This is a genomic window from Mycobacterium fragae (assembly GCF_002102185.1).
In the GTDB taxonomy this organism is placed as follows: Bacteria; Actinomycetota; Actinomycetes; order Mycobacteriales; family Mycobacteriaceae; genus Mycobacterium; species Mycobacterium fragae.
The window spans coordinates 336639-358351 of the sequence record NZ_LQOW01000031.1 but is presented as its reverse complement, the minus strand read 5'-3'; the positions used below and the strand labels follow the sequence as shown (position 1 = coordinate 358351).

Annotated in this window: 21 protein-coding genes; 13 read left to right on the top strand and 8 right to left on the bottom strand. The window is 65.3% G+C overall.

Annotated features, from left to right (window positions below; genetic code table 11):
- Nucleotides 1-93: 93 nt before the first annotated feature.
- Nucleotides 94-450 (top strand): hypothetical protein, encoded by a 357-nt coding sequence (locus AWC06_RS20020; protein ID WP_085200072.1) that lies wholly within the window; start codon nucleotides 94-96, stop codon nucleotides 448-450.
- Nucleotides 451-531: 81 nt separating this feature from the next.
- A complete protein-coding gene (locus AWC06_RS20015) occupies nucleotides 532-1161 on the top strand; it encodes a cutinase family protein (protein ID WP_085199721.1) in 630 nt (209 codons plus the stop codon).
- A gap of 3 nt (nucleotides 1162-1164) precedes the next feature.
- Here AWC06_RS20015 and AWC06_RS20010 read toward each other — a convergent pair whose 3' ends face one another.
- On the bottom strand, nucleotides 1165-1455 hold the full coding sequence (locus tag AWC06_RS20010; protein WP_085199720.1) for an ANTAR domain-containing protein: 291 nt from the start codon (nucleotides 1453-1455) through the stop codon (nucleotides 1165-1167).
- A 218-nt stretch (nucleotides 1456-1673) separates the two neighbouring features.
- Here AWC06_RS20010 and AWC06_RS20005 point away from each other — a divergent pair, with 218 nt between their 5' ends.
- Nucleotides 1674-3266, top strand: a complete 1593-nt coding sequence (locus AWC06_RS20005; RefSeq protein ID WP_085200071.1) for a Na+/H+ antiporter — start codon at nucleotides 1674-1676, stop codon at nucleotides 3264-3266.
- A gap of 9 nt (nucleotides 3267-3275) precedes the next feature.
- Here the strand turns inward: AWC06_RS20005 and AWC06_RS20000 are convergent, their stop codons facing one another.
- The gene (locus AWC06_RS20000) at nucleotides 3276-3965 is read right to left on the bottom strand and encodes a sensor domain-containing protein (protein ID WP_085199719.1); all 690 of its coding nucleotides are present in this window, start codon (nucleotides 3963-3965) and stop codon (nucleotides 3276-3278) included.
- Between the two features lie 188 nt (nucleotides 3966-4153).
- On the opposite strand from AWC06_RS20000, the gene AWC06_RS19995 reads away from it, so the two are divergent.
- Together AWC06_RS19995 and AWC06_RS19990 are read left to right on the top strand one after the other, a co-directional pair.
- Nucleotides 4154-4678, top strand: coding sequence for a nitroreductase family deazaflavin-dependent oxidoreductase (locus tag AWC06_RS19995; protein WP_211281999.1), 525 nt, complete (start codon nucleotides 4154-4156; stop codon nucleotides 4676-4678).
- 108 nt (nucleotides 4679-4786) lie between these two features.
- Nucleotides 4787-6757 (top strand): serine/threonine-protein kinase PknD, encoded by a 1971-nt coding sequence (locus AWC06_RS19990; protein ID WP_085200069.1) that lies wholly within the window; start codon nucleotides 4787-4789, stop codon nucleotides 6755-6757.
- Nucleotides 6758-6773: 16 nt separating this feature from the next.
- Here the strand turns inward: AWC06_RS19990 and ngg are convergent, their stop codons facing one another.
- A complete protein-coding gene (ngg, locus tag AWC06_RS19985; protein ID WP_085199718.1) occupies nucleotides 6774-8567 on the bottom strand; it encodes an N-acetylglutaminylglutamine synthetase in 1794 nt (597 codons plus the stop codon).
- A gap of 190 nt (nucleotides 8568-8757) precedes the next feature.
- Here ngg and AWC06_RS19980 point away from each other — a divergent pair, with 190 nt between their 5' ends.
- The gene (locus tag AWC06_RS19980) at nucleotides 8758-9411 is read left to right on the top strand and encodes a DUF4190 domain-containing protein (RefSeq protein WP_085199717.1); all 654 of its coding nucleotides are present in this window, start codon (nucleotides 8758-8760) and stop codon (nucleotides 9409-9411) included.
- A 1-nt stretch (nucleotide 9412) separates the two neighbouring features.
- On the opposite strand, the gene AWC06_RS19975 is transcribed toward AWC06_RS19980, so the two are convergent.
- The 3 genes from AWC06_RS19975 to AWC06_RS19965 are packed head-to-tail and all read right to left on the bottom strand — an operon-like array spanning nucleotide 9413 to nucleotide 11366.
- Nucleotides 9413-9847 carry an SRPBCC family protein gene (locus AWC06_RS19975; protein WP_085199716.1) on the bottom strand — a complete coding sequence of 145 codons (435 nt, stop codon included), beginning with the start codon at nucleotides 9845-9847 and terminating at the stop codon, nucleotides 9413-9415.
- A gap of 19 nt (nucleotides 9848-9866) precedes the next feature.
- Entirely contained in the window at nucleotides 9867-10598 is a 732-nt protein-coding gene (locus tag AWC06_RS19970) for a DUF2652 domain-containing protein (protein WP_085199715.1), read from the bottom strand.
- Nucleotides 10599-10610: 12 nt separating this feature from the next.
- Entirely contained in the window at nucleotides 10611-11366 is a 756-nt protein-coding gene (locus AWC06_RS19965) for an SDR family oxidoreductase (RefSeq protein WP_211282008.1), read from the bottom strand.
- Nucleotides 11367-11435: 69 nt separating this feature from the next.
- Between AWC06_RS19965 and AWC06_RS19960 the strand changes: the two genes are divergently transcribed.
- The 5 genes from AWC06_RS19960 to AWC06_RS19940 all read left to right on the top strand — a co-directional run bounded on the left by AWC06_RS19960 (nucleotide 11436) and on the right by AWC06_RS19940 (nucleotide 16358).
- Nucleotides 11436-12410, top strand: coding sequence for an aldo/keto reductase (locus tag AWC06_RS19960; RefSeq protein ID WP_085199713.1), 975 nt, complete (start codon nucleotides 11436-11438; stop codon nucleotides 12408-12410).
- A 27-nt stretch (nucleotides 12411-12437) separates the two neighbouring features.
- Entirely contained in the window at nucleotides 12438-12683 is a 246-nt protein-coding gene (locus AWC06_RS23835) for a type II toxin-antitoxin system Phd/YefM family antitoxin (protein ID WP_085199712.1), read from the top strand.
- The gene (locus tag AWC06_RS19950; protein WP_085199711.1) at nucleotides 12680-13072 is read left to right on the top strand and encodes a type II toxin-antitoxin system VapC family toxin; all 393 of its coding nucleotides are present in this window, start codon (nucleotides 12680-12682) and stop codon (nucleotides 13070-13072) included. Before AWC06_RS23835 ends, AWC06_RS19950 begins: the two co-directional genes overlap by 4 nt.
- A 59-nt stretch (nucleotides 13073-13131) precedes the next feature.
- A complete protein-coding gene (locus AWC06_RS19945) occupies nucleotides 13132-15804 on the top strand; it encodes an ATP-binding protein (RefSeq protein WP_227371059.1) in 2673 nt (890 codons plus the stop codon).
- A gap of 128 nt (nucleotides 15805-15932) precedes the next feature.
- The gene (locus tag AWC06_RS19940) at nucleotides 15933-16358 is read left to right on the top strand and encodes a cupin domain-containing protein (protein WP_372458110.1); all 426 of its coding nucleotides are present in this window, start codon (nucleotides 15933-15935) and stop codon (nucleotides 16356-16358) included.
- On the opposite strand, the gene AWC06_RS19935 is transcribed toward AWC06_RS19940, so the two are convergent.
- Nucleotides 16350-17501 (bottom strand): BTAD domain-containing putative transcriptional regulator, encoded by a 1152-nt coding sequence (locus AWC06_RS19935; protein ID WP_085199708.1) that lies wholly within the window; start codon nucleotides 17499-17501, stop codon nucleotides 16350-16352. The two genes, AWC06_RS19940 and AWC06_RS19935, sit on opposite strands and share 9 nt — an antisense overlap.
- A 61-nt stretch (nucleotides 17502-17562) precedes the next feature.
- Nucleotides 17563-18981, bottom strand: a complete 1419-nt coding sequence (locus AWC06_RS19930; RefSeq protein ID WP_264480121.1) for a serine/threonine-protein kinase — start codon at nucleotides 18979-18981, stop codon at nucleotides 17563-17565.
- A gap of 213 nt (nucleotides 18982-19194) precedes the next feature.
- Here AWC06_RS19930 and AWC06_RS19925 point away from each other — a divergent pair, with 213 nt between their 5' ends.
- Together AWC06_RS19925 and AWC06_RS23350 are read left to right on the top strand one after the other, a co-directional pair.
- Nucleotides 19195-20373, top strand: a complete 1179-nt coding sequence (locus AWC06_RS19925; RefSeq protein ID WP_227371060.1) for a hypothetical protein — start codon at nucleotides 19195-19197, stop codon at nucleotides 20371-20373.
- Between the two features lie 172 nt (nucleotides 20374-20545).
- Nucleotides 20546-21637, top strand: coding sequence for a hypothetical protein (locus AWC06_RS23350; protein WP_169715385.1), 1092 nt, complete (start codon nucleotides 20546-20548; stop codon nucleotides 21635-21637).
- Nucleotides 21638-21713 lie beyond the last annotated feature (76 nt).

Sequence of the window (21713 nt, the reverse complement as noted above, 5' to 3'; positions counted from 1 at the left end):
CGGAGGGAATCCGTGACGACACCGAAGACCGTGGCACTGAGCGCTGTGTTCGCCGCAGCGGCATTGGCGCTCGCGCCGACTGCCGGAGCCGGGATGCTGATCGGCAACTACCAAGTCAACAGCCCGAGGGATCCTGGCCACTCCTGGCTGTGGGCGGTCAGGCCATGCCACAATCCTTCTCCGGACTGCGTCCACGTGCAGGGCATCCCGCGACCCAACGGGCAAGCGGTCCCCTACGACGGAGATGCGCACCTCGCCGATGGCCGCTACACGATGGTTATCGATTCGCAAGACGGCGTGCGCTGCTTGGTGTATTTCCTTCCGTCGCATGACACCTACTCCTGGGATGCGGTGACGCTAACCGGTTCGGTTGACTCCACGTTCGACGCCGGCTGCGGAGGTGCACCGGGCGGTACGGCCTCGTGGCCGTTTTCACTTGTGCGCTACTGACGGGCGCCGCCACGTGCCGTCGTCGTATGGCAAGATTGCGCCGTGCATACGCGTCTGGTGGCTAGATCCCTTGCTGTTGTTGTGATTACGAGTTGGGCGCCGTTCGGCGCCTTTGCTTCGTCCGCTTCCGCTGAGCCGTGTCCGGACGTCGAGGCGGTATTCGCCTGGGGCACCACGGAGCCGCCCGGCGTTGGTGGCATCGGTCAGGACTTCATCGATTCGTTGCAATCGAAGGTCGGCGGCAAGTCCTTCGGGGTGTATCCGGTCGACTACCCCGCCAGCCCCGACTTCCCCACCGCGCTTGACGGCATCAAGGACGCGGGGCACCACGTCGAGTCGATGGCGGCCAACTGCCCGAAGACCAAGATGGTGCTCGGCGGATACTCCCAAGGCGCCGCGGTGATGGGCTTTGTCACCTCGGCTGCAATACCGGACGGGGTCGACCCTGCCGACGTACCCAAGCCGATGCCGCCCGACGTGGCCAACCACGTCGCGGCGGTCACCCTGTTCGGAACCCCGTCGAACCGGTTCATGAATTCGGTCGGCGCCCCACCGGTCATCATCGGCCCTCTGTATGCGCCCAAAACCCTCCAGCTGTGTGCAACCGACGATCCGGTGTGCTCGGAAGGAGGCGACTGGGCCGCGCACGCGGCGTACACAAACGATGGGATGGTTGAGCAGGCGGCGAATTTCGCGGCGAGTCACATCTAGCGACTAGGCCGATACCGCCGCCCCAGCGAAGAGCTGACCCCACTCGTTTTGGGCGGCCGACTGAGCCTCGGAGAAGGTGTGAGCTGATTGTCCACCGCCATCCGCAAGATGGACCAGGGCCCAGGCCATCGCAAACACCGGCATCCGGTGACGTTGTGCGGCACTGAGCAACTCGTGGAAAGCCGCTTCCGATGGGCACCGACGAAGGCCGATGAGAATGCCCTTCGCCGTGTCGAGGATGCGACCGCCGTGCGTATTCGAACAATGCTGCGCGGGAAACCAATCCGCCATCATGCTGTACTCACCTCCTGTTGAGCCTGGAGAATATTTGGCGAGCGTGATCTCTGATGGAGCACCGTGCAATGATTTGCGCACGCATCCCGCTGCGCCAGAGGGCCGTCCACATCGGTACGCACCCGTGATCGTGTTGGTACCAAACGCTGCCAGCGACCCCGCCGCTCGCCGGGAGGGGTCAACTCCACCGACGACGGCTCGTGCAGGAGGATGTGCTGGTGTTTGCGCTTGTCGTAATCGTCGCGCTGGTTGCGACCGTGGTCGTTGGGACAGTCCTGGGCCGTCGCTATCGCGTTGGTCCTCCAGTTTTGCTCATCCTGTTGGGCGCGCTGCTAGGTCTGATCCCCCGATTCGGCGGAGTTCGGCTTGATGGCGAGCTCGTGCTTTTGCTGTTCTTGCCGGCGATCCTGTATTGGGAGAGCCTGAACACCAGCTATCGCGAAATCCGGGCGAACCTGCGCGTCATCATTTTCCTCAGCGTCGGCCTGGTGATTGCGACGGCGGTAGCAGTGTCGTGGACCGCGCGGGCGATGGGGATGGAGTCGCACGCGGCGTCGGTGCTCGGTGCCGTGCTCTCGCCCACCGATGCTGCCGCCGTCGCCGGCCTGGCGAAGCAGTTGCCGCGTCGGGCCCTGACCGTGCTGCGCGCCGAGAGCTCGATCAATGACGGGACCGCACTCGTCCTGTTCGCCATAAGCGTGTCGGTTGCGGTCGGCGGCGCCCCGGTGAGCCCGGCAGTTTTGACTGCCCGCTTTGTCGGCTCCTACGTCGGCGGGATCGCCGCCGGGCTGGTTGTCGGCATGGTGGTGACCCTAGTGCGCCGCCGAATCGACGCTCCCCAGGAGGAAGGAGCCTTGAGCTTGTTGACGCCGTTCGCGGCGTTCCTGTTGGCCGAGACCATTCACTGCAGCGGTGTCGTCGCGGTCCTGGTGTCCGCGCTGGTGCTCTCCTACGTCAGCCCGCGGGTGATCCGGGCTCGATCCCGTCTGCAGTCATTCGCGTTCTGGGATCTCTCGACATTTCTGATCAACGGATCGCTGTGGGTGTTCGTCGGCGTCCAGATCCCGGGCGCGGTGCGACACATATCCGACGTCCATGGCGGCGTGCGGCACGCCGTATTGCTGGCCTTCGCCGTCACCGGCGTCGTCGTCGCAAGTCGATTCGTTTGGACAGAAGTCACGACCGTCTTGATACGTGCGGTGGACCGACGCGAGGTGCAGCGCACCCGTCGCGCCACCTGGCGCCAGCGCGTGGTATCCAGCTGGGCGGGATTCCGCGGCGCGGTGTCGCTGGCCGCCGCACTGGCTGTCCCCCTCACCACTCACGGCGGCGGTGCATTCCCGGATCGCAACCTGATCATCTTCGTCGTGTCCGTCGTGATCCTGGTGACCGTGCTCGTCCAAGGCAGCACTCTGCCCGCGGTCGTGCGCTGGGCCCGAATGCCCCAAGACGCAACGCAAGCCGACGAGTTGCAACTGGCGCGTACCCGTGGCGCACAGGCCGCACTCGAGGCGTTGCCGGTGGTGGCCGGTGAACTCGGCGTCAGTCCGGAGCTGACGAGCCGTCTGCGAAAGGAATACGAAGAGCACGCGGCACTCATCGAAGCCAGCGGCGACCCTGCGACGCCTAACCACAAGGCCGAGCAGCACGATCTGCTTCGGCAGGTGCGCCTTGGCGTGCTGGAACACAAGCGCCGGGCCATCACCGAGCTTCGAGACCAACATCTCATCGACGACATCGTGCTGCGCGAATTGCAGTCGGCGATGGATCTCGAGGAGGTGCGGCTTCTCGACCCGGCCGACACCGAGTGATCGGCCTTGCTACATCCGCACTTTCGCGGCGATCTGGTTGACGATGTCGACTGCGGTATGCCCGGGATTGGCGCTGCAGGTGTTGACGTCGATGACGACGTTGTTTCTCGCCGCCAGGGCCCGGCCACAGGCCCAGCCGCCGGCCTTGGGATTCTGCTGACTTGCGATGACGCTCAGCACACCGTTCTTGTTCGATACCGGCCCGGTGTTCCACTCCGTCCCGGACTGGATGTGCTTGTAATGCTCGCACTTCGACCATTGTTTGGCAGAGGCGGCGAAGAAGGCGCCGGCTTGTTTGGCGGAGGAAAACAACACGAGCGCCTGCTCGGCGAAATGGTTGAAGTTGTCACCCTCCTGAAGCGTCTGATCCCGCACGGCGATGAAACCACTGCCGGCATAGACCTGGCTCTGCGCTGCGCCGTCGACGGCCAGGCACTGCTTGGGCTGCATCGTGGCGCTGTCGTCGGCCATCGCGACGTGATATTTGGTGATGGTCATGTCGGTGGCACCCATGACGGCATTGATCTGCTCGGGCGTGAGCAGCAACCCCTTCAGGGAGTCCTCCGCAAGTGTAGGCGCGGCTTTCGTGGTGGTCCTGGTGGTGGTCGACGTTTTGCCGGCTTGGTCACTCCCGCTGCCACAACCCACGGCGAGAATGCAGATGCCGGTAATGGCGAATGCGGCCGTCAGAATGCGCATCTGTCCATTCCCCGTTCCCGCCGTAATCCCAACCGATCACCGCGGCGATGTGACGAGCGTACCGCGATCTAAGGCGAGAAATGTCAGCGAATTTGCCAAATTTAAACTCCGCTCAGTGATTTCAAGCAGGTCCCAGATAGTTCGCGGAATTCCATCGGGCGCACTGGGGAATTCAGTACCGTCTACTCATGTCGCTTCGGCGGGAAAGTCCGGTCCGCGGGCGACGGCTGCGCCTCGACGAGGCGCTGTTCGAGCGCTTCGCCATGAGCCGGGCCGGCTATCGGTTCATGCTTCACCTGGCCCCGCGCCTCGACAAGGTGCTGATCCCCCGGACGAAGGGCCGGCTGAGTTCGGCCGGATTCGACAAAGTCGGGCTCGTGACGACGACCGGCGCCAAGTCCGGCAAGCCGCGCACGCAGCCGCTGGCTTTGCTCGACGATTCGGATTCAGACGCGCTGCTCGCCATCGGGTCCAACTACGGGCGGCCCAGTCATCCGGCCTGGAGCGCCAACCTGCTGGCCCACCCCGAATGCACCATCGAGTTCAAGGGGCCGCCCGCCCGGTACCGTGCCGAGCTGCTCACCGGCGACGCCCGAGACTCGGCATGGGCCAGGATCGTCGACTTCTACGCCGGCTATGAGAGCTACCGCACCAGCTGCGCGCCCCGCGAGATCAGGGTCTTCCGCCTCCGGCCGGTCGCCGCTGGTCCCTAGGGCGACGGCCTTCGCCCGCCCTCGGTGCCCGCCGCCAAACGGCTGCGACTGTTATTGCTGGCGCGTTATGGTGCTGATGTTGCTGAAAGGTTGCTGTGGGAGACGTCTTTGCAGGGAACTTTGTTCGGTAAGTACCAGCTGATCGAGTTGCTGGGCCGCGGCGGTATGGGCGAAGTATGGCGAGCCCACGACACCGCCATGGATCGGACCGTCGCGATCAAGATCCTGCCGGCCGAGATCTCCCAGGACGAGGTGTTCCAGCAACGGTTCCGTCGCGAAGCCCACGCGGCTGCGCGCTTGCGGAATCCGCACGTCGTGCCGATCCACACCCACGGCGAAGTCGACGGACGGCTGTACGTCGACATGGCGCTGATCGAGGGCCGCGACCTGCAGTCCATCCTGGAGCGTGGGCCACTGCCCCCGGCGAGGGCGGTGCACATCGTCGAGCAGATCGCCAAGGCGCTGAATGCCGCGCACAAGGCCGGGCTGTTGCATCGGGATGTCAAGCCGTCCAACATCTTGCTCGACGACGACGACTTTGCCTATCTGATCGACTTCGGGCTCGCGCTCGCGGCCGGCGAGCGGGGATTGACCACGATCGGCGACGTGATCGGAACCTTCCACTACATGGCCCCGGAACGGTTCAGCACCCGACAGGTCAACGCTCCCCCGATCGACGCCCGCTCGGACATCTATGCGTTGACCTGCGTGTTGTATGAATGCTTGACCGCAGAGCACGCGTTCCCCGGTGACAGCCTCGAGCAACAGGTCGGTAACCACCTCTACACTCCGCCGCCGCGGCCATCGCGCACCAAGCCGGGGTTGCCGACGGCCTTCGACGCGGTCATAGCCAAGGGCATGGCGAAAAAGCCCGACGAGCGCTACGGCACCGCCCTCGAATTGGCCCGCGCCGCCCGCGACGCCATCACCACGCCCATCGCCGTGCCGCAGCGGCCGGATCGGACACAGCCGACAGCGCCGGACCACACGATGCCGCGGCCTCGCGTTGAGAACTACGGCCGTCGGCCAACCCCGGAACCGCAGAATGGCCCCAATACAGAGACCGTCGCGCACCGGCTGCCCCCCGCAGACTCATACCCGCGGCAACAATCTCCGCTGCCGCGCCAAGAATCCCCGCCCCCTCGGCAAGAGCCCCCGGTCCCGAAGCAAAAACCGCCCCGACAACTCCAGACGCCGGCGCCGAAGGCACCGTGGTGGCGCCGCCCGCCCGTGGTTATCTCGGCCGCAGCCGTGCTCACGGTCGCTCTGGTGGTCGTGGCGACGGTCATCATCCTGGGTAAGCACGGTTCGGGCCAAGGGGGTGTCGAGCAGACGACGCTGCCCTTCTCGGGCCTTCGCGAGCCGGAAGGTGTGTCTGTCGACAACGGCGGCACGGTGTACGTCGCCGATACTCTGCACAACCGGGTGCTGTCATTGCCTATGGGCTCGACCAACCCGGCCGTGCTGCCCTTCGAGGGCCTGAACTATCCGACCGGGGTAACTGCAGACAACACCGGGAATGTCTATGTCACCGACTCGGGTAACAAACGAGTGTTGGTACTTCAGGGCGGCTCGATCAAGGAGCTGCCGTTTACTGACCTCGTCAACCCGACGGGTGTCACGGTGGACAACAGCCGCACCGTCTACGTCACCGACACCGCCAAGAACCGGGTGGTGTACCTGCCGGCCGGGGCCGGGCCAGAGGGACAGAAGGACCTGCCCTTCACCGGTCTCAACGCTCCAACCGGTGTGGTGGTCAATGAAAACAATGGGACCGTCTACGTCGCCGACGGCGGCAACAACCGAGTCCTTTCGCTGCCCGCCGGCTCCAGCACACAGGCCGCGCTGCCCTTCGCCGGCCTGACTGATCCCGGCGGCGTGACGGTGGACGACGAGGGCGCCGTGTACGTCACCAACAGCGGGGACAACCGGACGCTGAAACTTCCGGTGGGCGCCACCTCCCAGGTCGTACTGCCCTTCACCGGCCTCGACTATCCGTGGGGTCTGGCAGTCGACAACAACGGCACCGTCTACGTCGCAGGCCACAACAACAAGGTTGTCGCGCTGCGCCAGAAGTAAGCCATGCGCGCGGTTGTCAGCCACGGTGAGAGTGCGACTCTTCGGGAGTCCACGCCGTCGGCAGACCAGGCTGGCCGGGGAACAAGAAGTCGATGAACGCCGAGGCCGTGGGTTGTGGCTCGTGGTTGGCCAGGCCCGGTCGCTCGTTGGCTTCGATGAAGACATAGTCATCGCGGGTGACGTCCGGGACAACCAGGTCAATGCCCGTCACCGGGATACCGATCGCCTCGGCGGCCGCCACCGCGACCCGGCAAAGCTCTGGATGGACCTTCGCGGTGACGTCGTGGATCGAACCGCCCTGATGGAGATTGGCAGTACGGCGAACGCGCAGCCGTTTTCCTTCGGGCAGTACGTCGTCCAGCGTCCAACCGGCGTCAGCCACCGTCGCCTCGGTGACCTCGTCGAGCGGAATGCTGGACTCACCACCGGTGGCCTCTGAGCGCCGTCGGCTTTCGGCCCGAATCAAATCCCGCACGCTGTGTTCGCCGGTGCCGATGACCTCGGGCGGCATCCGCAGTGCGGCGGCCACCACCTTGCCGTCGATAACCACCAAGCGAAGGTCGTCGCCGGCCACCCGCTGCTCGATCAGCACGTCCGGATGTTGCTCGCGGGCTCGGGCCAACGCGGCGGCGAGCGCGTCATGGCCGTCCTCGACGGTGATGCCCACAGTGATGCCCTTGCCCTGCTCTCCGCGAGTCGGTTTGACGACGACCTCGTTGACCTCTTTCAGGAAGGCGTCGTCACCGTCGTCGAAAGTCGCGACGCGGGCGCGGGGCACGTTGATGCCGGCCTCCGACACCAGGCGCCGGGTCAAACGCTTGTCGTCGCAACGGCTCATCGCGATCGCCGAGGTGAATTCGGACAGCGACTCGCGCGTGATGACACTGCGGCCGCCGTGGGACAGACGCATCTCGCCGGTACCCGCATCGAGGACCTCGACGCGGATCCCGCGGCGCAGCGCTTCGTCGGCGATGATCCGGGCATAGGGATTGAGGTCGTCGACCGTCTCCGGGGGCGGGGTGAACAACGGCTCGTTGATCGCGTTCTTCCGCTTGATGGCCATCACCGGAATACGGCGGAAACCCAGCTTCTCGTACAGGGCGATGGCCGCGGCGTTGTCGTGAGCGACCGACAGGTCCATATAGGCGCGACCCGCCCTGCGGTAGTGCTCGGCCATGGCCCGGGTCAGGGCTTCGCCGACCCCGGGTATTCCGGCAGCCGGATCGACCGCCAAGGTCCACATGCTCGAGCCCCGCTCGGGATCGGAGAACAGCAACTCATGGTCGATGCCGGTTACGGCGCCCACCACCGCGCCGTCTTCGTCGCGCACCGCCACCAGGTATGTCACGGCCGGCTGGTGCAGATGGTTGTTCCAGATGACGTCGACCGGCGCTGGGACCATTTCGCAGCGCACCAAGACGCGGTTCATCGCATCGGCGTCGGCTGGGGTCTCCAGCGCGCGTACGGTCACGCCGTGCGGTGGCGGTCCCGGGTCGTCCTGGTGGGAGTCGTCGAAGCGCAGGCGATAGGTATGACTGGGGTCGATGAAGAGCTCATTCGGTGATTGAGCGACGACCACGTGCGGCTCGCGGGGGTAGATGCAGATGTCGCGCCGCCCGGGCCCTTCCCGTCGCAGTGCCTCGGCCAGCTTGCCGGAGTCGGTGAAGGTTTGCCCGAAGACGAGTCGGCCCCAACCCAATTCGAGCTCCACGTCGTCGGCCATCGCGTCCATCAGGTGCGCCGGCGCGACGTCGTGCAGACCCAGCGTGATCGATTCGCGATCGTTGTCCGAAGGATCGATGGCGCTCATGCCGCCGGCCCTGTCCCACTATGGCGCCGCAGCCATAGCAATCGGCACGTCATGGTCAAGTTGTCTACCCATTTCTGCGACCGACACATCGAATTAATTTCCATTTCCTGCATATGCGGATTTCCGAAAGGCCGACGTGGTGTGCTGTCACCGAGGCCGAGTTTGACCTCGATGGCCCACGGGAGGAAGCGTGTCATATCCATACCAGGGATCGCCCGAGGACAAGGTGCCTGAATCCGACCAGCCTACGCAGATCGCACCCACCGGCTGGCCCCCACCGGAACAGGCGGGGCAGCCGCAGACGCACGGCACGCCGTCGCCGCCGTATGGTGCCTGGCAGCAGCCCTACAGCCCCCCGCCGCCGTACGGGGCTCCGCAGCAGCCCGGTGGGGTGCCGCAGAGCGGCGCTTACGAGCCGCCGCCGATCGAACAGATGCCAGGCCAGCCGGCACCGTTCGCAACACCGCCACCGGGGTACGGTTATTCGCCGCCACAGCCTCCGATGGCGCCGTGGGCGGGATATCCCCCGCCGTCATATCCACCGCCGGGCTATCCGGCCGGCGGTTATCCTGCGCAACAGCAAACTAACCGGCTGGCCGTTTGGGCACTGGTCCTTTCCCTTATCGGCATACCCCTGGGCCTCGTCGTCATCGGCAACGCGGCCTTGATTGCCGGCATTGTGATGGGAATTGTTGCGCTGAACCAAATCTCGCGGACGCATCAACCGGGTCGCGGATTGGCGATCGCCGCCATTGTTACCGGAGCAATCGCGCTGATCATCTTCGTGGTCTTCTGGGACCCTGGCTTTTTCGAAGGCTTTTTCGAGGGGTTGCGCGGGCAGTGAACTAGGTTTCCAGCGCCTTGGCACAGGCGGCGAGGACTGCCGAGAAGCTCGACTGAAGCAGCCGACTGCTGACCGGCTCCAACAGCTTGCCGCCCGCATAGGCCGGATGGGTGAAGCGGGTCAACCAATCGACATGTGTGCCGTCGCCCCGCGGACTAAACGTCAGTGTGCCGCCTTCGTGCTCGAACGGCGGAAACGATCGCAGGATGAGATACGAGTAGCTGCGCGGCGGGTCGTAGGCGGTGATCTCTTCCCGGAACCAGGTGCCCAACCCGATCACCCGTCGCACCGCGCCCTTGCCAGGACCCGGCGAGTCTTTTGCCCAATGAGCGGCGACGACCGGCGGGGCGGAGGTCAAACTGGCCGGGTCAGCCAGCCAGTCGAAGACCTTTACCACGGGCGCGGCAATCGTCCGCTCGACTCGAAGCTCAGCCATGAGAGATCTCCTGTCCGGTTCAAGCTGGCGGCACCTGCGGGGTGCCGCGGCCCAGATTACGGAACCCCGCGCAAGCCTCCTTGATGCCCAGCAGGAACGGCAACGCGCTCAACTCCGACTTCAGCTTTGCCGCCAGGCGGCCTGACGTGCTGGGCTCCGGCACCGTCACCGGCACCTCAGACGCGGCGAGGTCGATGTAGTAAGTGGGTGTCTCTCCGATGCCCTCGAAGTTGTGTACCAGGGGCATGCAACGCCGGCCGAACGGCTCGTCGAGACACTGTTTCACGACGTCGGTCATCAGCACGTATTCCGCCACTGGCACTTGGTTTTTCAGCATGTGGTGCACCAGAATGACGTCGAGCCCGGCGAGTTCGGTGTGGCGCTTCACCCTCTGCTCGGCCACCTCGCCCTCGTGCGCGACGAACTTCAGCGACAGCTTGTCCAGCTGCGCGCAGCTGGCGCAGTCGCAGGGGTCCTCTTTTTTCATCCGCTCTCGCCGCGCGAGGAATGACTGGCGCATCCGCGACAGCCGCTCGCACACCAGGACTTTGGCGTCGCCGTTCGGTGCCCAGAAAAACGCGGCGTCGCCCTCGAGCTTCGCCAGCTTCAGGCCTTTCGCGGCGTCGATGACCGACTCCAGCAGCCCGGCGACCGTCAGTTGGGCATGCACCAGGTGCAGCCGGTTCCAATTCATGTAGTTGGTGTATCCGCCGATGTCGGCGATGAGCAGAACGGCGCGCCGGATGGCCATGACATCGGCAGTCTAGTCCGGAAACGCTGCGGCGCCAGAAGGTGCGCCTCTGGCAACCACGACCGGCATCGACGTCCCGGCATCGCTGCGCAGTATCGTGTGCACGACTTCGATGAGGTCCTCGACGGGCATCAACTTGCCCGGCATACAGCCACGCGACACCCAAAGCGGATAAGCCTTCATCGCGAGCTCGGTATCCCAGCCGTTGGTCATTCCTGTCGCCGCGTCTCCCTCGCCGCCCCCGCACTCCCCGACGATGAGGCAGGTGAATCCGATATCCGGGTGCTCGGCTCGCCACGCCTCAACGAGCCTCTCCAGCGCTGCCTTGCTGACGCCATAGGCGCCGAGACCTGGCCATGGCGGCCCGAAAGTGCCTGCATCAGACGACAAATAGACCACTTTGCCCGCGGAAGTCGTCAAGTGTGGCACCGCCGCCGCCGTGGCCAGTGCCGCGCCAACGACGTTGGTATCGAAGACGCGCCGCCACGTTTCGGCATCGGTGTCGACCATGCGAACGAGCGGCCCAATGGCGGGTGTGTAGACCAGGTTGTCGATGCCGCCAAGCGCGTCGGCGGCGTCCCCGATGGCGGATCGGCACGACGCCTCGTCGGTGACATCGCATTCGATGGCGACCGCGCCCGACCCCGCCTCCTTAGCCGCAGCCTCGATGCGCTCGCGGCGCCGGGCGAGCAGCGCGACCTGATCGCCGCGTTGGGCGAGGCCGACCCCGATGCAGCGCCCGAGCCCGCTGGACGCGCCGACCACCACTGTCCTTGACATATCTACCCTCATCTGTCAACCGCGCTGTCGGCGAGAAACATATCGTACGGTGGGGCCATGAAGTATCTCGACGTCGATGGAATGGGGCGGGTCAGTCGCATTGGGCTGGGCACTTGGCAGTTCGGCTCACCGGAGTGGGGCTACGGTGACCAGTACGCTTCGGGCCCGGCACGGGACATCGTGCAGCGCGCACTTGGCCTCGGGGTCACGCTGTTCGACACCGCCGAGATCTACGGACTCGGCAAGAGCGAGCGCATCCTCGGCGAAGCGCTCGGAGACAAGCGGGCCGAGGTTGCGGTCGCCAGCAAGATCATGCCGGTCGCGCCACTCCCACCGATCGTCAAGCAGCGTGCGCGCGCCAGTGCGCGGCGGCTGAGGCTGGACCGCATCCCGCTCTACCAGATCCACCAGCCCAACCCGGTGGTTCCCGACTCGGTGATCATGCCGGGGATGCGCGACCTGCTCGACAGCGGCGTCATCGGCGCGGCCGGCGTCTCCAACTACTCGTTGTCGCGGTGGCGCAAAGCCGATGCCGCCCTCGGACGTCCGGTCATCAGCAACCAGGTGCACTTTTCGCTCGCCCACCCGCAGGCACTCAAGGAGCTTGTCCCATTCGCCGAACGCGAGAACCGCATCGTGATCGCCTACAGCCCACTGGCGAAGGGACTACTGGGTGGCAAGTACGGCGTCGACAACCGGCCCAGTGACCTAGTGCGGTCGACGAATCCCTTGTTCGGCACCGAGAACCTGCGCCGGGTCGAGCCGCTGTTGCAGACGTTGCGCGACGTCGCCTCGGCCGTCCACGCCAAGCCTGCTCAGGTGGCGCTGGCCTGGCTGATCAGCCTGCCCGGGGTGGTTGCCATTCCCGGGGCGTCCAGCGTCGAGCAGCTGGAGTTCAACGTCGCCGCCGCCGACATCGAGCTGCCCGCGGACTCCCGCGACGCGCTGACCGACGCGGCCCGCGCGTTCCGGCCCGTGTCCACCGGGCGCAGCCTTATCGGCATGGTCCGCGAGAAGCTCGAAAGGCGCTGATCCGGCCACTCTCTGTAGACTAAGTTCATGACTAAGTCCATAGCCATCAGAGTCGGCGTCCACGAGGCCAAAACACGCCTCTCAGAGCTGCTGCGGCTCGTTGACAGCGGACAGGAGATCGAGATTGCGCGCGGGAGTGAACCCGTGGCAAAGCTGGTACCGTTCCGTCACCGGGAGGTCCGCCGCCTAGGCATCGACCGGGGCGTGTATACCGTGCCCGACGATTTCGACGCTCCACTACCGGACGATGTTCTTGAAGACTTCCATCGGTGACGCGCTACTTGGTCGACACCCACGTTTGGCTGTGGATGCAGTCCGACCCTGACCGGCTTCGTGACGAATCACGAGCAATCATTCAGGAGATCCGCAACAGCATTCTCTTCTCGGCGGCCAGCGCCTGGGAGATCGCGATCAAGCATCGACTCGGCAAGCTGCAGTTGCCCGAAGCACCCGCTTCGTATGTCCCCGATCGCATGCGGCGTTCCGGAACGTCTCCGCTGCCCGTCGACCATGCGCACACGCTGAGGACCGCCGAGCTTCCGGATCACCATCGGGATCCGTTCGACCGGCTTCTTGTCGCCCAGGCGCAACTGCTCGACCTGACAATCATCACCGCCGACGAGCAGTTCTCTGCCTACGATGTTGCGGTTGTCGGCGCTTAACCACGCGATGCCGCCGCGAAAGGCGCTGATCCGACCGTAGCTTGTGGCATCCTGCGGGAGTGTCCGCTGCCGAAGCGGCCGCTCCTACCGGGGTTGTGACGTTTCTGTTCACCGATGTCGAGGGTTCGACCCGTCGGTGGGAGAATGACGCGGACGAGATGCGGATCTCGCTGGCCGCCCACGACGAGGTGTTGCGTTCGGCGATCGAAGCGAATGGCGGCTGGTTGTTCAAGCACACCGGTGATGGCGTGTGTGCCGCTTTCGCTTCGCCGCGGTCGGCAGTCGATGCCGCAGTGGCCGCGCAGCACAAGATGGAATTGCCGGTCCGGATGGGGCTCGCCACCGGTGAAGCCGAGCTGCGTGGCGCCGACTACTTCGGGGCGGTACTGAACCGCGCCGCGCGGGTGATGGCCGCCGGGCACGGCGGTCAGATCCTGCTGGCCGAGTCGACGGCGGGTCTACTCAGCGGAGTCGATCTGCTGGATCTTGGTCCGCGGCGGCTGCGGGATCTGCCGATTCCGGTCAACTTGTTTCAGGTCCGGGCGCCGGGCCTGCGCGCGGAGTTTCCGCCGCTTCGGGCCCTCGATACGAGTCCGGGCAATCTGCGGCCGCAGACCACGAGCTTCATCGGGCGTGCGTCGGAGGCCGCAGAGTTGCAAGCTGCGGTGGAGGCCCACCGGTTGGTGACATTGACCGGGGTCGGTGGGGTCGGCAAGACGCGGCTGGCAACCGAAGTCGCCGCTGGGTTGAGGGACGAATTCCCTGACGGCGTATGGGTTTTCGAATTAGCGACGGTCGCCGATCCGGATGCGGTGCCCGACGCGGTGGCGGCCGTGTTGAGCATTACTCAACAGCCAGGGCAGAGCGTCAGCGAATCCGTCGCCGCTGCGCTGGAGGGCAGGGTCCGGTTGTTGTTGTTCGACAACTGCGAGCATGTTCGCGACGCGGCGGCCGATCTGGTCGAGGCCATCCTGGCGCGTTCGTCGACCGTGAAGATCCTTGCAACCAGCCGCGAAGGGCTGGGGATTGCCGACGAGCAGTTGTGGGTCGTGCCGTCGCTGGATGTCGACGCTGGAGTCGACTCGGCGGCGGCGAGCCTGTTCGTCGAACGTGCGCAGAGCGTTTCATCGCACTTCTCTCTGACCCAGCCCGACGATGCAGCGGCAGTGGTGGAGATCTGCCGCCGCGTCGACGGAATCCCGTTGGCCATCGAGTTGGCGGCCTCCCGGATGGCCTCGATGACCGCCGCCGAGATCCGTGATCGTCTCGATCAGCGGTTCCGGCTGTTGGTGGGGTCACGCCGCGGGCTGGAACGCCACCAGACGCTGCGCCATGCCGTGCAATGGTCCTACGACCTGCTCGACGATGCGGAAAAGGTGTTGCTGGAGCGGTGTTCAGTGTTCGCCGGCGGTTTCGACCTCGAAAGCGCCTGCGCCGTGGCGGGTTACGAGGATGACTTCGCCGCCATCGATCTGCTGGACGCGTTGGTGCGCAAGTCGTTGCTCGTCGCTGACCGGTCGTCGGGGCACACTCGCTTCTCCATGCTGGAGACGATCCGCCAGTTCGCCGAGGAGCAACTCGTCAGCCGCGGTGAGGCGAGCGATGCGCGTACGGCGCATGCCCGCTACTTCGCCGGGCGCGAGGCCGACATCATGGCGCTGTGGGATAGCCCTCGTCAGCGGGAGGCATACGACTGGTTTGCAACCGAATTGGCAAACCTGCGCATCGCGTTTCGATGGGCTGCAGACCAAAGTGACCTCGACACCGCCACCGCAATCGCGAGGCCGGCTGGTCTATTTGGTCCGCTGGTCGAGAATTTTGAGCCGATCGCGTGGGCGGAGGAGCTCATCGAGCCCGCCCGCGCGGTCGACCATCCGCGATTTGTATCACTGTGCGCAATCGCGTCCCTGTGCTACATGTTCGGGCGGGTCGACGAGGCCATTGGCTTCAGCCATGCCGGTGAGATCGCGATGCAGCGCAGCCCAGTCCAGGAGCCGCTCGGAGTCGAGCAGCTTTGGCTGGGCGCTGTTTACTCGGCCATCGAGCCCGAACGATGGGCAGCGTTTTACCGGAGCCTGATGGCGCAGGGTCGCGACGCCCATGAACTGGTCAGAGCATGCGCCGCTATAACCCTGACGAACGTTGGTCGCCCTCAGGAGGCGCTATCCGTTGCGGACGGTTTGATCGACGCCGCCGAGACAACCCACAATCCTTACGCGCTCTCGTTCGCCCTACTGGCCTATGGCATGGCGTGCAGCGCGGTAGACCCACTTCGAGCGCTTGAACCCCTGCGGAGGGGCGTGAAGGTCGCCCAGGAGAGCGGTAATCGGGCCAACGAGTCATATCTGGCGATGTCGCTGACGATGACACTGAATCGGATCGCGGGCGGCGACCCATTGGCCGCGCTTGAAAACATCGTCTTGGCGATCCGTAACTACGATGAGTCGGGCAACGTCACCCAACTCCGCGCAGCGCTTGGGATACTGGCGACATTTCTCGACCGCCACGGACATTACGAATCGGCGGCCGCTATAGCTGGTTTCGCGTGCGTCGTCCCCACCGCGGCACCTACCGTTCCGGAGTTCCGTACTACCCTCGCCCACCTTCGCGAAGTCCTCGGCGGGCACGCCTACGAGTCGTTTGTTCGCAAGGGCGAAGCGATGAGCATGGGGGCCGTCGTCGCGTACGCCTATGACCAGATCGACCAGGCCCGAACGGAACTCGAAGTTTAGGAAGGAGTCACATGTCAATAACTGACAATGCAGTGCTCACAGTGGTCCAACCGGGCGAAGGCGACAGCGTATCGATGGCGGGGTTCGGCGCGACCTTCAAGCTCACCAGTCGCACCACTGGCGGATTGGTGGCGATCGTCGAGCATCCGTTCGCGGTCGGCTTGATCACCGCAGCACACCGACACACGCGCGAAGATGAGCACTCGTTCGTGCTCGCCGGCGAGATCGGTTTCCGTTCCGACGACAGCGAAGTGGTGCTAGGCCCCGGTGGCTACATAACCAAGCCGCGCGGGCAGATGCACGCCATGTGGAATGCCGGCACCGAGCCGGGCCGCATCATCGAAGTCATCACTCCTGGCGACGGTTTCGAGAATTACTTCCGTGAATTGAGCGAATTGCTTGCATCAGACTTAGGAAACCAGCCGTCCGATAGGCCGGTTCACGAGTCATCCGAGTTCACCGACCTCGCGAAGAAGTATGGCCTCACGTATGGAACGCCTGACTGGTTCGACGACGTGATCGCGCGGTACCGATTGACGCCGCCCTCACATTGACGGCATACCTTCAGCTCCGCCGATTTCGAAAGTGAATTCATGGCCGCAGATGCCGATGTGATCGCCATCGGCCAGCGTCGCACTGGTACGAATCCGTTGGCCCGCTAGTTCGACCCCGTTGGCTGAGCGGAGATCGGTGATGACAAAGCTGCTCCCGGTGTCGACGATCACTGCGTGGTGCCGGCTGACCGTGTCGTCGTCGATAACGACGTCGTTGTCGGAAAGCCGCCCGATCCGAGTGGCCGCGCCTCGTAGCAGATAACGACGCCCGGTGGCATCCAGCAGCCGCGCGACGACAGACTCGCGTGCGAGTTCGGGACGCCGCCGTAGGGTTGCCGCGACACGCTTAGCCGTCTCGCGGGCCGCTTGTTTGGCGTCCAGTGGCTCTTGTCGAAGGATCCGCTGATGAAGCGCCTGCAGTGAAGGACCGGGGTCGATGCCCAGATCATCGGCGAGCGCGGTCTTCAACCGGCCGTACGCATTAAGTGCATCGTGTTGGCGTTCCGCTAGGTAGTAAGCGGTAATCAGCTGCGCCCATAGCGGTTCACGGTAAGGGTGCTCGGCCGCAAGCGCTTCGAGTTCACCGATTATGGAATAAGTTCGGCCGCAGGCTATCTCGGCCTCAGCCCGTACGGTAAGTGCCACCAGCCTGTCCTCCGACAGCGCGGCGGCAAAGGCATCCACGAATTGGAAATCGCGCAAATCCTCGAGGACCGGGCCGCGCCACTCTGCCAACGCGTTCGACAAGTGATCGCTGGCCTGTTGGAACCGACCGCTGGCGGCGGCCTCGATTCCTGCCTTTTGTTCGATGCCGAAGCGCCCCAGGTCGCAAGCTTCGTCGGGCACGTTGAGCCGATACCCCGGCTTGGCACTGACCAGAACGGCGGCGGGATCTGCCCCGCTGTTGCTCACCAGTCGGCGCAGTCTGGATATGTGCGCATGCAGACTAGCGCGGGCCTCAGGTGGTGGATGCTGCTGCCACGCCGCGTCAATCAACGAGTCGATCGCAACGGGGTGATTTCGATTGATCAGCAGCATGGCCAGGACCGCCCGCTGCTTTGCCGCGCCCAACGGCAAGTCAGTGCCGTTGGCGTTCAGCTGCAACGGTCCCAATAGCCCAAACCGGAGAGCACTGTGGGCCATAGCGGTCGCGATCCCTTCCGCTCAGCAGTGGTTCAGGCGCCATTGTCGTGCCCGCATGCGCTCACCACAGGTAGACGCGTGCGTTGCTGCCGCCGATGCAGGTGATCCAGTTGTCGCCCGGGTACTGGCGGCAGTTCATCAGGAAGTTCGAGCCGTTGCAAAGGGCACCGGGCACGGTCGTGCAATCGACAGCGCCCGGCGCCGAGACGGCGCGCGGCAGCGGGCTGGCATTGCCGTATTCCGCCCAGTAGGCCGTCAGCACGTTGTTGGCGAAAAGGCATGACGTTTCGGGAGTTCCACGTCCGGAATGAGTTCCAAAGCCCGTCGCGGTCGGCAAAGTAAAGCCCTGATCGCAAGACTGATGCAGCCTGCTCTGGTCGGGCCCGGTTATCAGCGGCGGCTGCGCAGCATGCGCGGGTGGGCTTTGCGGCTGCCCGGTTGGCTCGTGAACGAGCAGGCCGATGATCACACCGATGCCGGCGAGAATCAGGGACGCCGCGACTGCGATCACGGTCGGCAGCACCCATCCTCGCCTGCGTTTAGTTGAATCGTGGGTACCAAGCCCCGCCGTGGTGAGACCGTCCGTCGCGCCGCCGGAAGGAATGGCAACCGGTCGAGTCCCTTGGATGGTGGGTGACGGACCACCCACTGATGTCGCGCCCAGGGCGCGTTGCGCAGCGCGGCCCAGCCCGCCGGCGGTGCCGTATCGGTCGTCTGGCTCCTTGGCCATGCCGCGTGCGACGACCGCGTCGAGCGCTGCGGGAACGCGCGGATTCGCCACGCTCGGTTGCGGCGGCGGCGAGGCGATGTGAGCCGCCACCAAGTGCTCGAGGCTCTCGGTGGCGAATGGCACTTTTCCGGTCAGCGACTCGTACAAAACACACGCCAGCGAGTAGACATCGACAGCCGGTGTGGTCACCGAGTCGTCAAACCGTTCGGGCGCCATGTAATTCAAGGTGCCGAGCTGAGTCCCCGCCGTCGTCAGCCTGCTGTCGCCCTTGGCTTCGGCGATTCCGAAGTCGACCAAGTACACGAAATCAGCAGGGGTGACGATGATGTTCTGCGGCTTGACGTCGCGATGGATCAATCCCTCAGCGTGTGCGGCATCCAGCGCGGCGCCGACCTGACTGATGATGGCCACCGCCCGTGCCGGTTCCAGCGGGCCCTTTTCGATCAGGTCAAGAAGCGTCTGCCCCTGAACCAGGCGCATGTCGATGTAGAGATTGCCGTCGATCTCACCCCAGTCATGGATCGGAATGACGTGTGGTTCCTGCAGAATTGCCGCCGCCTGCGACTCTCGCTGAAACCTGGTCCGAAAGGTGGCGTCGTGCGAGAACTCCTCGGCAAGTATCTTCAGCGCGACAGTTCGTCCCTTGTCGGTGTCATAGGCTTCATACACCGCCCCGCCGCCGCCCTTGCCGAGCAGGCGCGTGATGTTGTACTTGCCGAACGTCGTACCGACGCGCGCGTCCACCGTCATCCCCTTGATTCCTCAGGTACCGACGCAGTATCTCGCTCGCGACCGAGCCATGGAGCCATTTGCCGCAAGGCTTACGCAAGAAATGCGCAAGGCGTCCGTCGCAGCCTCTACCCAGGAAAGCGACGAGGCGAGTCCCCGTGCCCAACTCGCTTGCCTGCCTACCTGATACATCCGAAAGGAATCGTCGTGAACCACATAGGAATTCGGAGCCGCTTGGCGCTACTTGCCGTCGCGGTCGCCGCGGTAATGGCCGCCAGCTGTTCGACTTCGACGGCGGCTGCGCAGCCGGCGGCTCACGGCGTCGAGGCACCGATCGACACCATCCCGTGGTCGCATGTCGGCCCGGGTTGGATGCTCGCTGAGTGGACCCCGGCCACCAGCCACCGCCCCGGCGAGATGCCAGCCCCGAATGAACCAACGTGGGACAAGGTCGCCACAACGCTGTACCTCGTCGACCCGGCTGGGGGCCGCTACCCGATCATCACTTTCCCGCCGGGATCCACTGCGCGGTTGGTCGACTGGTCGGGTGACCGCAGCCGTGCACTTTTCGACGTGGCCAAGCCGGGGTCCATGACCGGCGGCACGGTCATCTCGGTCGACCTCCGCAACGGCAAACAGATCGCATTCCCCGTCGGCAAGGGCGGCCCCATCGGGTACGCCCGTCCCGATGGCACCGCGGTGCTGATCAACCAGGGCCGCTACCGCGATGATCCTGGGCTGCTCGAGCGCGTCGACCTCGCCGGCAAGCCGGAGCTGACGTATCCGCTGGGAAAGGACTACACCGGCGGTGTGCTCGCGACACCCGATGGCGCGCAGCTGGTCCTGGGCACCTCCAAGGGCCTTGCCCTGATGGGTAACGACGGAACGCCCGGCAAGGAATTGCCGGTCCCCGGGAAGCTCAGCACGTGCTCACCGATCCGGTGGTGGTCGTCAACGGTGGTCCTGGCCCGGTGCCGGGATGCCACTCGCTTTTCCTCCGCCGGTCAGCTCTGGCAAGTACCCATCGACGGCACGGCGCCGACCGCTCTCACCGCAGTCAATTCGGCTCAGGGCGATGATCCAGGCTTCGCGGGCGATTATGGCGACGTGGACGCATGGCAGTTGCCGAGCGGTACGTTCCTTCAGTCCCTTGGCGCGTGCGGCACCATGTTTCTGTCCCGCCTGACCCCCGACGGGCACACCACACGGGTGAAGGTGCCGGGCGTGTCCAGCAGCGTGCATGTTAACGGCGTTAGTGGCGACAAGTTGGTGCTCGTCGCCAAAGCCGGCTGTGGCGGAGGCACTTCGCTGCTGACATACGACCCGGTGGCCAACACCCACACCGTGTTGCTTGGGCCGACTGTCAACGGCGGCAGCGTCGTTGAGGCCATCGTCTACCCCAGCCAGAAGTAGTCGGATCTGGGGCAACCTCGTGACGACCAGCGGAAATGATTAGCCGCTCGACCATATTCCCTGTGAGACAGCGAATCTAGCGGTAGCCAGGACGCTCCCGGTACGCTTAGCCCACCTCGGGGCCACCGTGCGGTACGCTCTATGCGCCACATCTCCGCGAAGGAGAGGGACCATGTGGTCTCCGAGATCGGTTATTAGTTGGCCCGATCGCCATCCATGGGCCGCGGTGACGTTCGCGGTGCCGCTGACAATCATCGGTCTTGGCGGAGTGGCCACTCACCCCCTAGTGTTCTTGCCGCTACTTGTGCTGGCCGGCGTGTTCTTAGTCGTAATGGACTATCTGGCTGAGGAACAGCGGCAGGTCGCGGCAGCCCCACAAAAGCGGCACTACCCCGCGCCAAAAAGGCGGCAATATGCCGCCCCCCAAAAGCGGCACTACCAATCCCGCGCCAGCCACGCGCCGCCCGCGCCCACCCCGAAGTCGTCGCGACCGGAGTCAGCAGCCGAGGCACGAGCACGGGCCGAAGCGGCCGAAGCCGAATCTCAGGCAGCCGAAGCCGAAGCGCAGGCCGCCGAGGCGCGGGCGCGGGCAGAAGCCGCCGAAGCCGAAGCCCTGGCCGCCCAAGCCGAAGCGCTGGCCGCCGAAGCCGAAGCCCTGGCCGCCGAAGCGCGGGCGCGAGCAGAAGCCGCCGAAGCCGAAGCTCTCGCCGCCGAACCCGACGCGTTGGCCGCCGAGGCGCGAGCGCGAGCAGAAGCCGCCGAAGCCCAGGCTCGGTCCGCCGAAGCGCGAGCCAAGGCGCGGGTGCGAGCAGAAGCCGCCGAAGCCGAAGCCCTGGCCGCCGAAGCGCGGGCGCGAGCAGACGCCGCCGAAGCCGAAGCCCTGGCCGCCGAGGCGCGGGCGCGAGCAGATGCCGCCGAAGCCCAGGTTCAGGCCGCCGAGGCGCGAGCACGGGCAGAAGCCGCCGAGCGCCAAGCTCAGGCCGCCGAGGCCCGGGCGCGGGCACAAGCCGCCGAAGCCCAAGCTCGGGCCGCCGAAACGCGGGCGCGGTCGCGGGCGCGGACAGAAGCCACCCAAGCCGAAGCCCTGGCCGCCGAAGCCCGGACGCAGGCAGAAGCCGACGAAGCCGAAGCCCTGGCCGCCGAAGCCCGGACTCAAGCAGCAGCCGCCGAAGCCCAGGCCCAGGCCGCCGAGGCGCGGGCCCGCGTGATCTGGCTGCGACTTGAGGCGGAAGCCAGCACCAAGCAGGCCAAGCAAGGGGACTAACCGGACGCGCAGCCTGCGGAAATTGCGGCTTTACTCGTTCTTGACCGCCTGTTGAAACGTCCCCCGGACGATTGCG

What these genes read in the sequence shown, in the direction of transcription:
- ngg (WP_085199718.1), bottom strand. Translation starts at nt 8,567, where the DNA reads ATGAGCGCCATCGATCCTTCGGACAACGATCGCGAATCGATCACGCTG.
- AWC06_RS19975 (WP_085199716.1), bottom strand. Translation starts at nt 9,847, where the DNA reads ATGGCTGAGCTTCGAGTCGAGCGGACGATTGCCGCGCCCGTGGTAAAG.
- AWC06_RS20020 (WP_085200072.1), top strand. Translation starts at nt 94, where the DNA reads ATGCTGATCGGCAACTACCAAGTCAACAGCCCGAGGGATCCTGGCCAC.
- AWC06_RS19970 (WP_085199715.1), bottom strand. Translation starts at nt 10,598, where the DNA reads ATGGCCATCCGGCGCGCCGTTCTGCTCATCGCCGACATCGGCGGATAC.
- AWC06_RS23835 (WP_085199712.1), top strand. Translation starts at nt 12,438, where the DNA reads ATGACTAAGTCCATAGCCATCAGAGTCGGCGTCCACGAGGCCAAAACA.
- AWC06_RS19930 (WP_264480121.1), bottom strand. Translation starts at nt 18,981, where the DNA reads ATGACGGTGGACGCGCGCGTCGGTACGACGTTCGGCAAGTACAACATC.
- AWC06_RS19935 (WP_085199708.1), bottom strand. Translation starts at nt 17,501, where the DNA reads ATGGCCCACAGTGCTCTCCGGTTTGGGCTATTGGGACCGTTGCAGCTG.
- AWC06_RS20010 (WP_085199720.1), bottom strand. Translation starts at nt 1,455, where the DNA reads ATGATGGCGGATTGGTTTCCCGCGCAGCATTGTTCGAATACGCACGGC.
- AWC06_RS19995 (WP_211281999.1), top strand. Translation starts at nt 4,154, where the DNA reads ATGTCGCTTCGGCGGGAAAGTCCGGTCCGCGGGCGACGGCTGCGCCTC.
- AWC06_RS20000 (WP_085199719.1), bottom strand. Translation starts at nt 3,965, where the DNA reads ATGCGCATTCTGACGGCCGCATTCGCCATTACCGGCATCTGCATTCTC.
- AWC06_RS19960 (WP_085199713.1), top strand. Translation starts at nt 11,436, where the DNA reads ATGAAGTATCTCGACGTCGATGGAATGGGGCGGGTCAGTCGCATTGGG.
- AWC06_RS23350 (WP_169715385.1), top strand. Translation starts at nt 20,546, where the DNA reads ATGTGGTCTCCGAGATCGGTTATTAGTTGGCCCGATCGCCATCCATGG.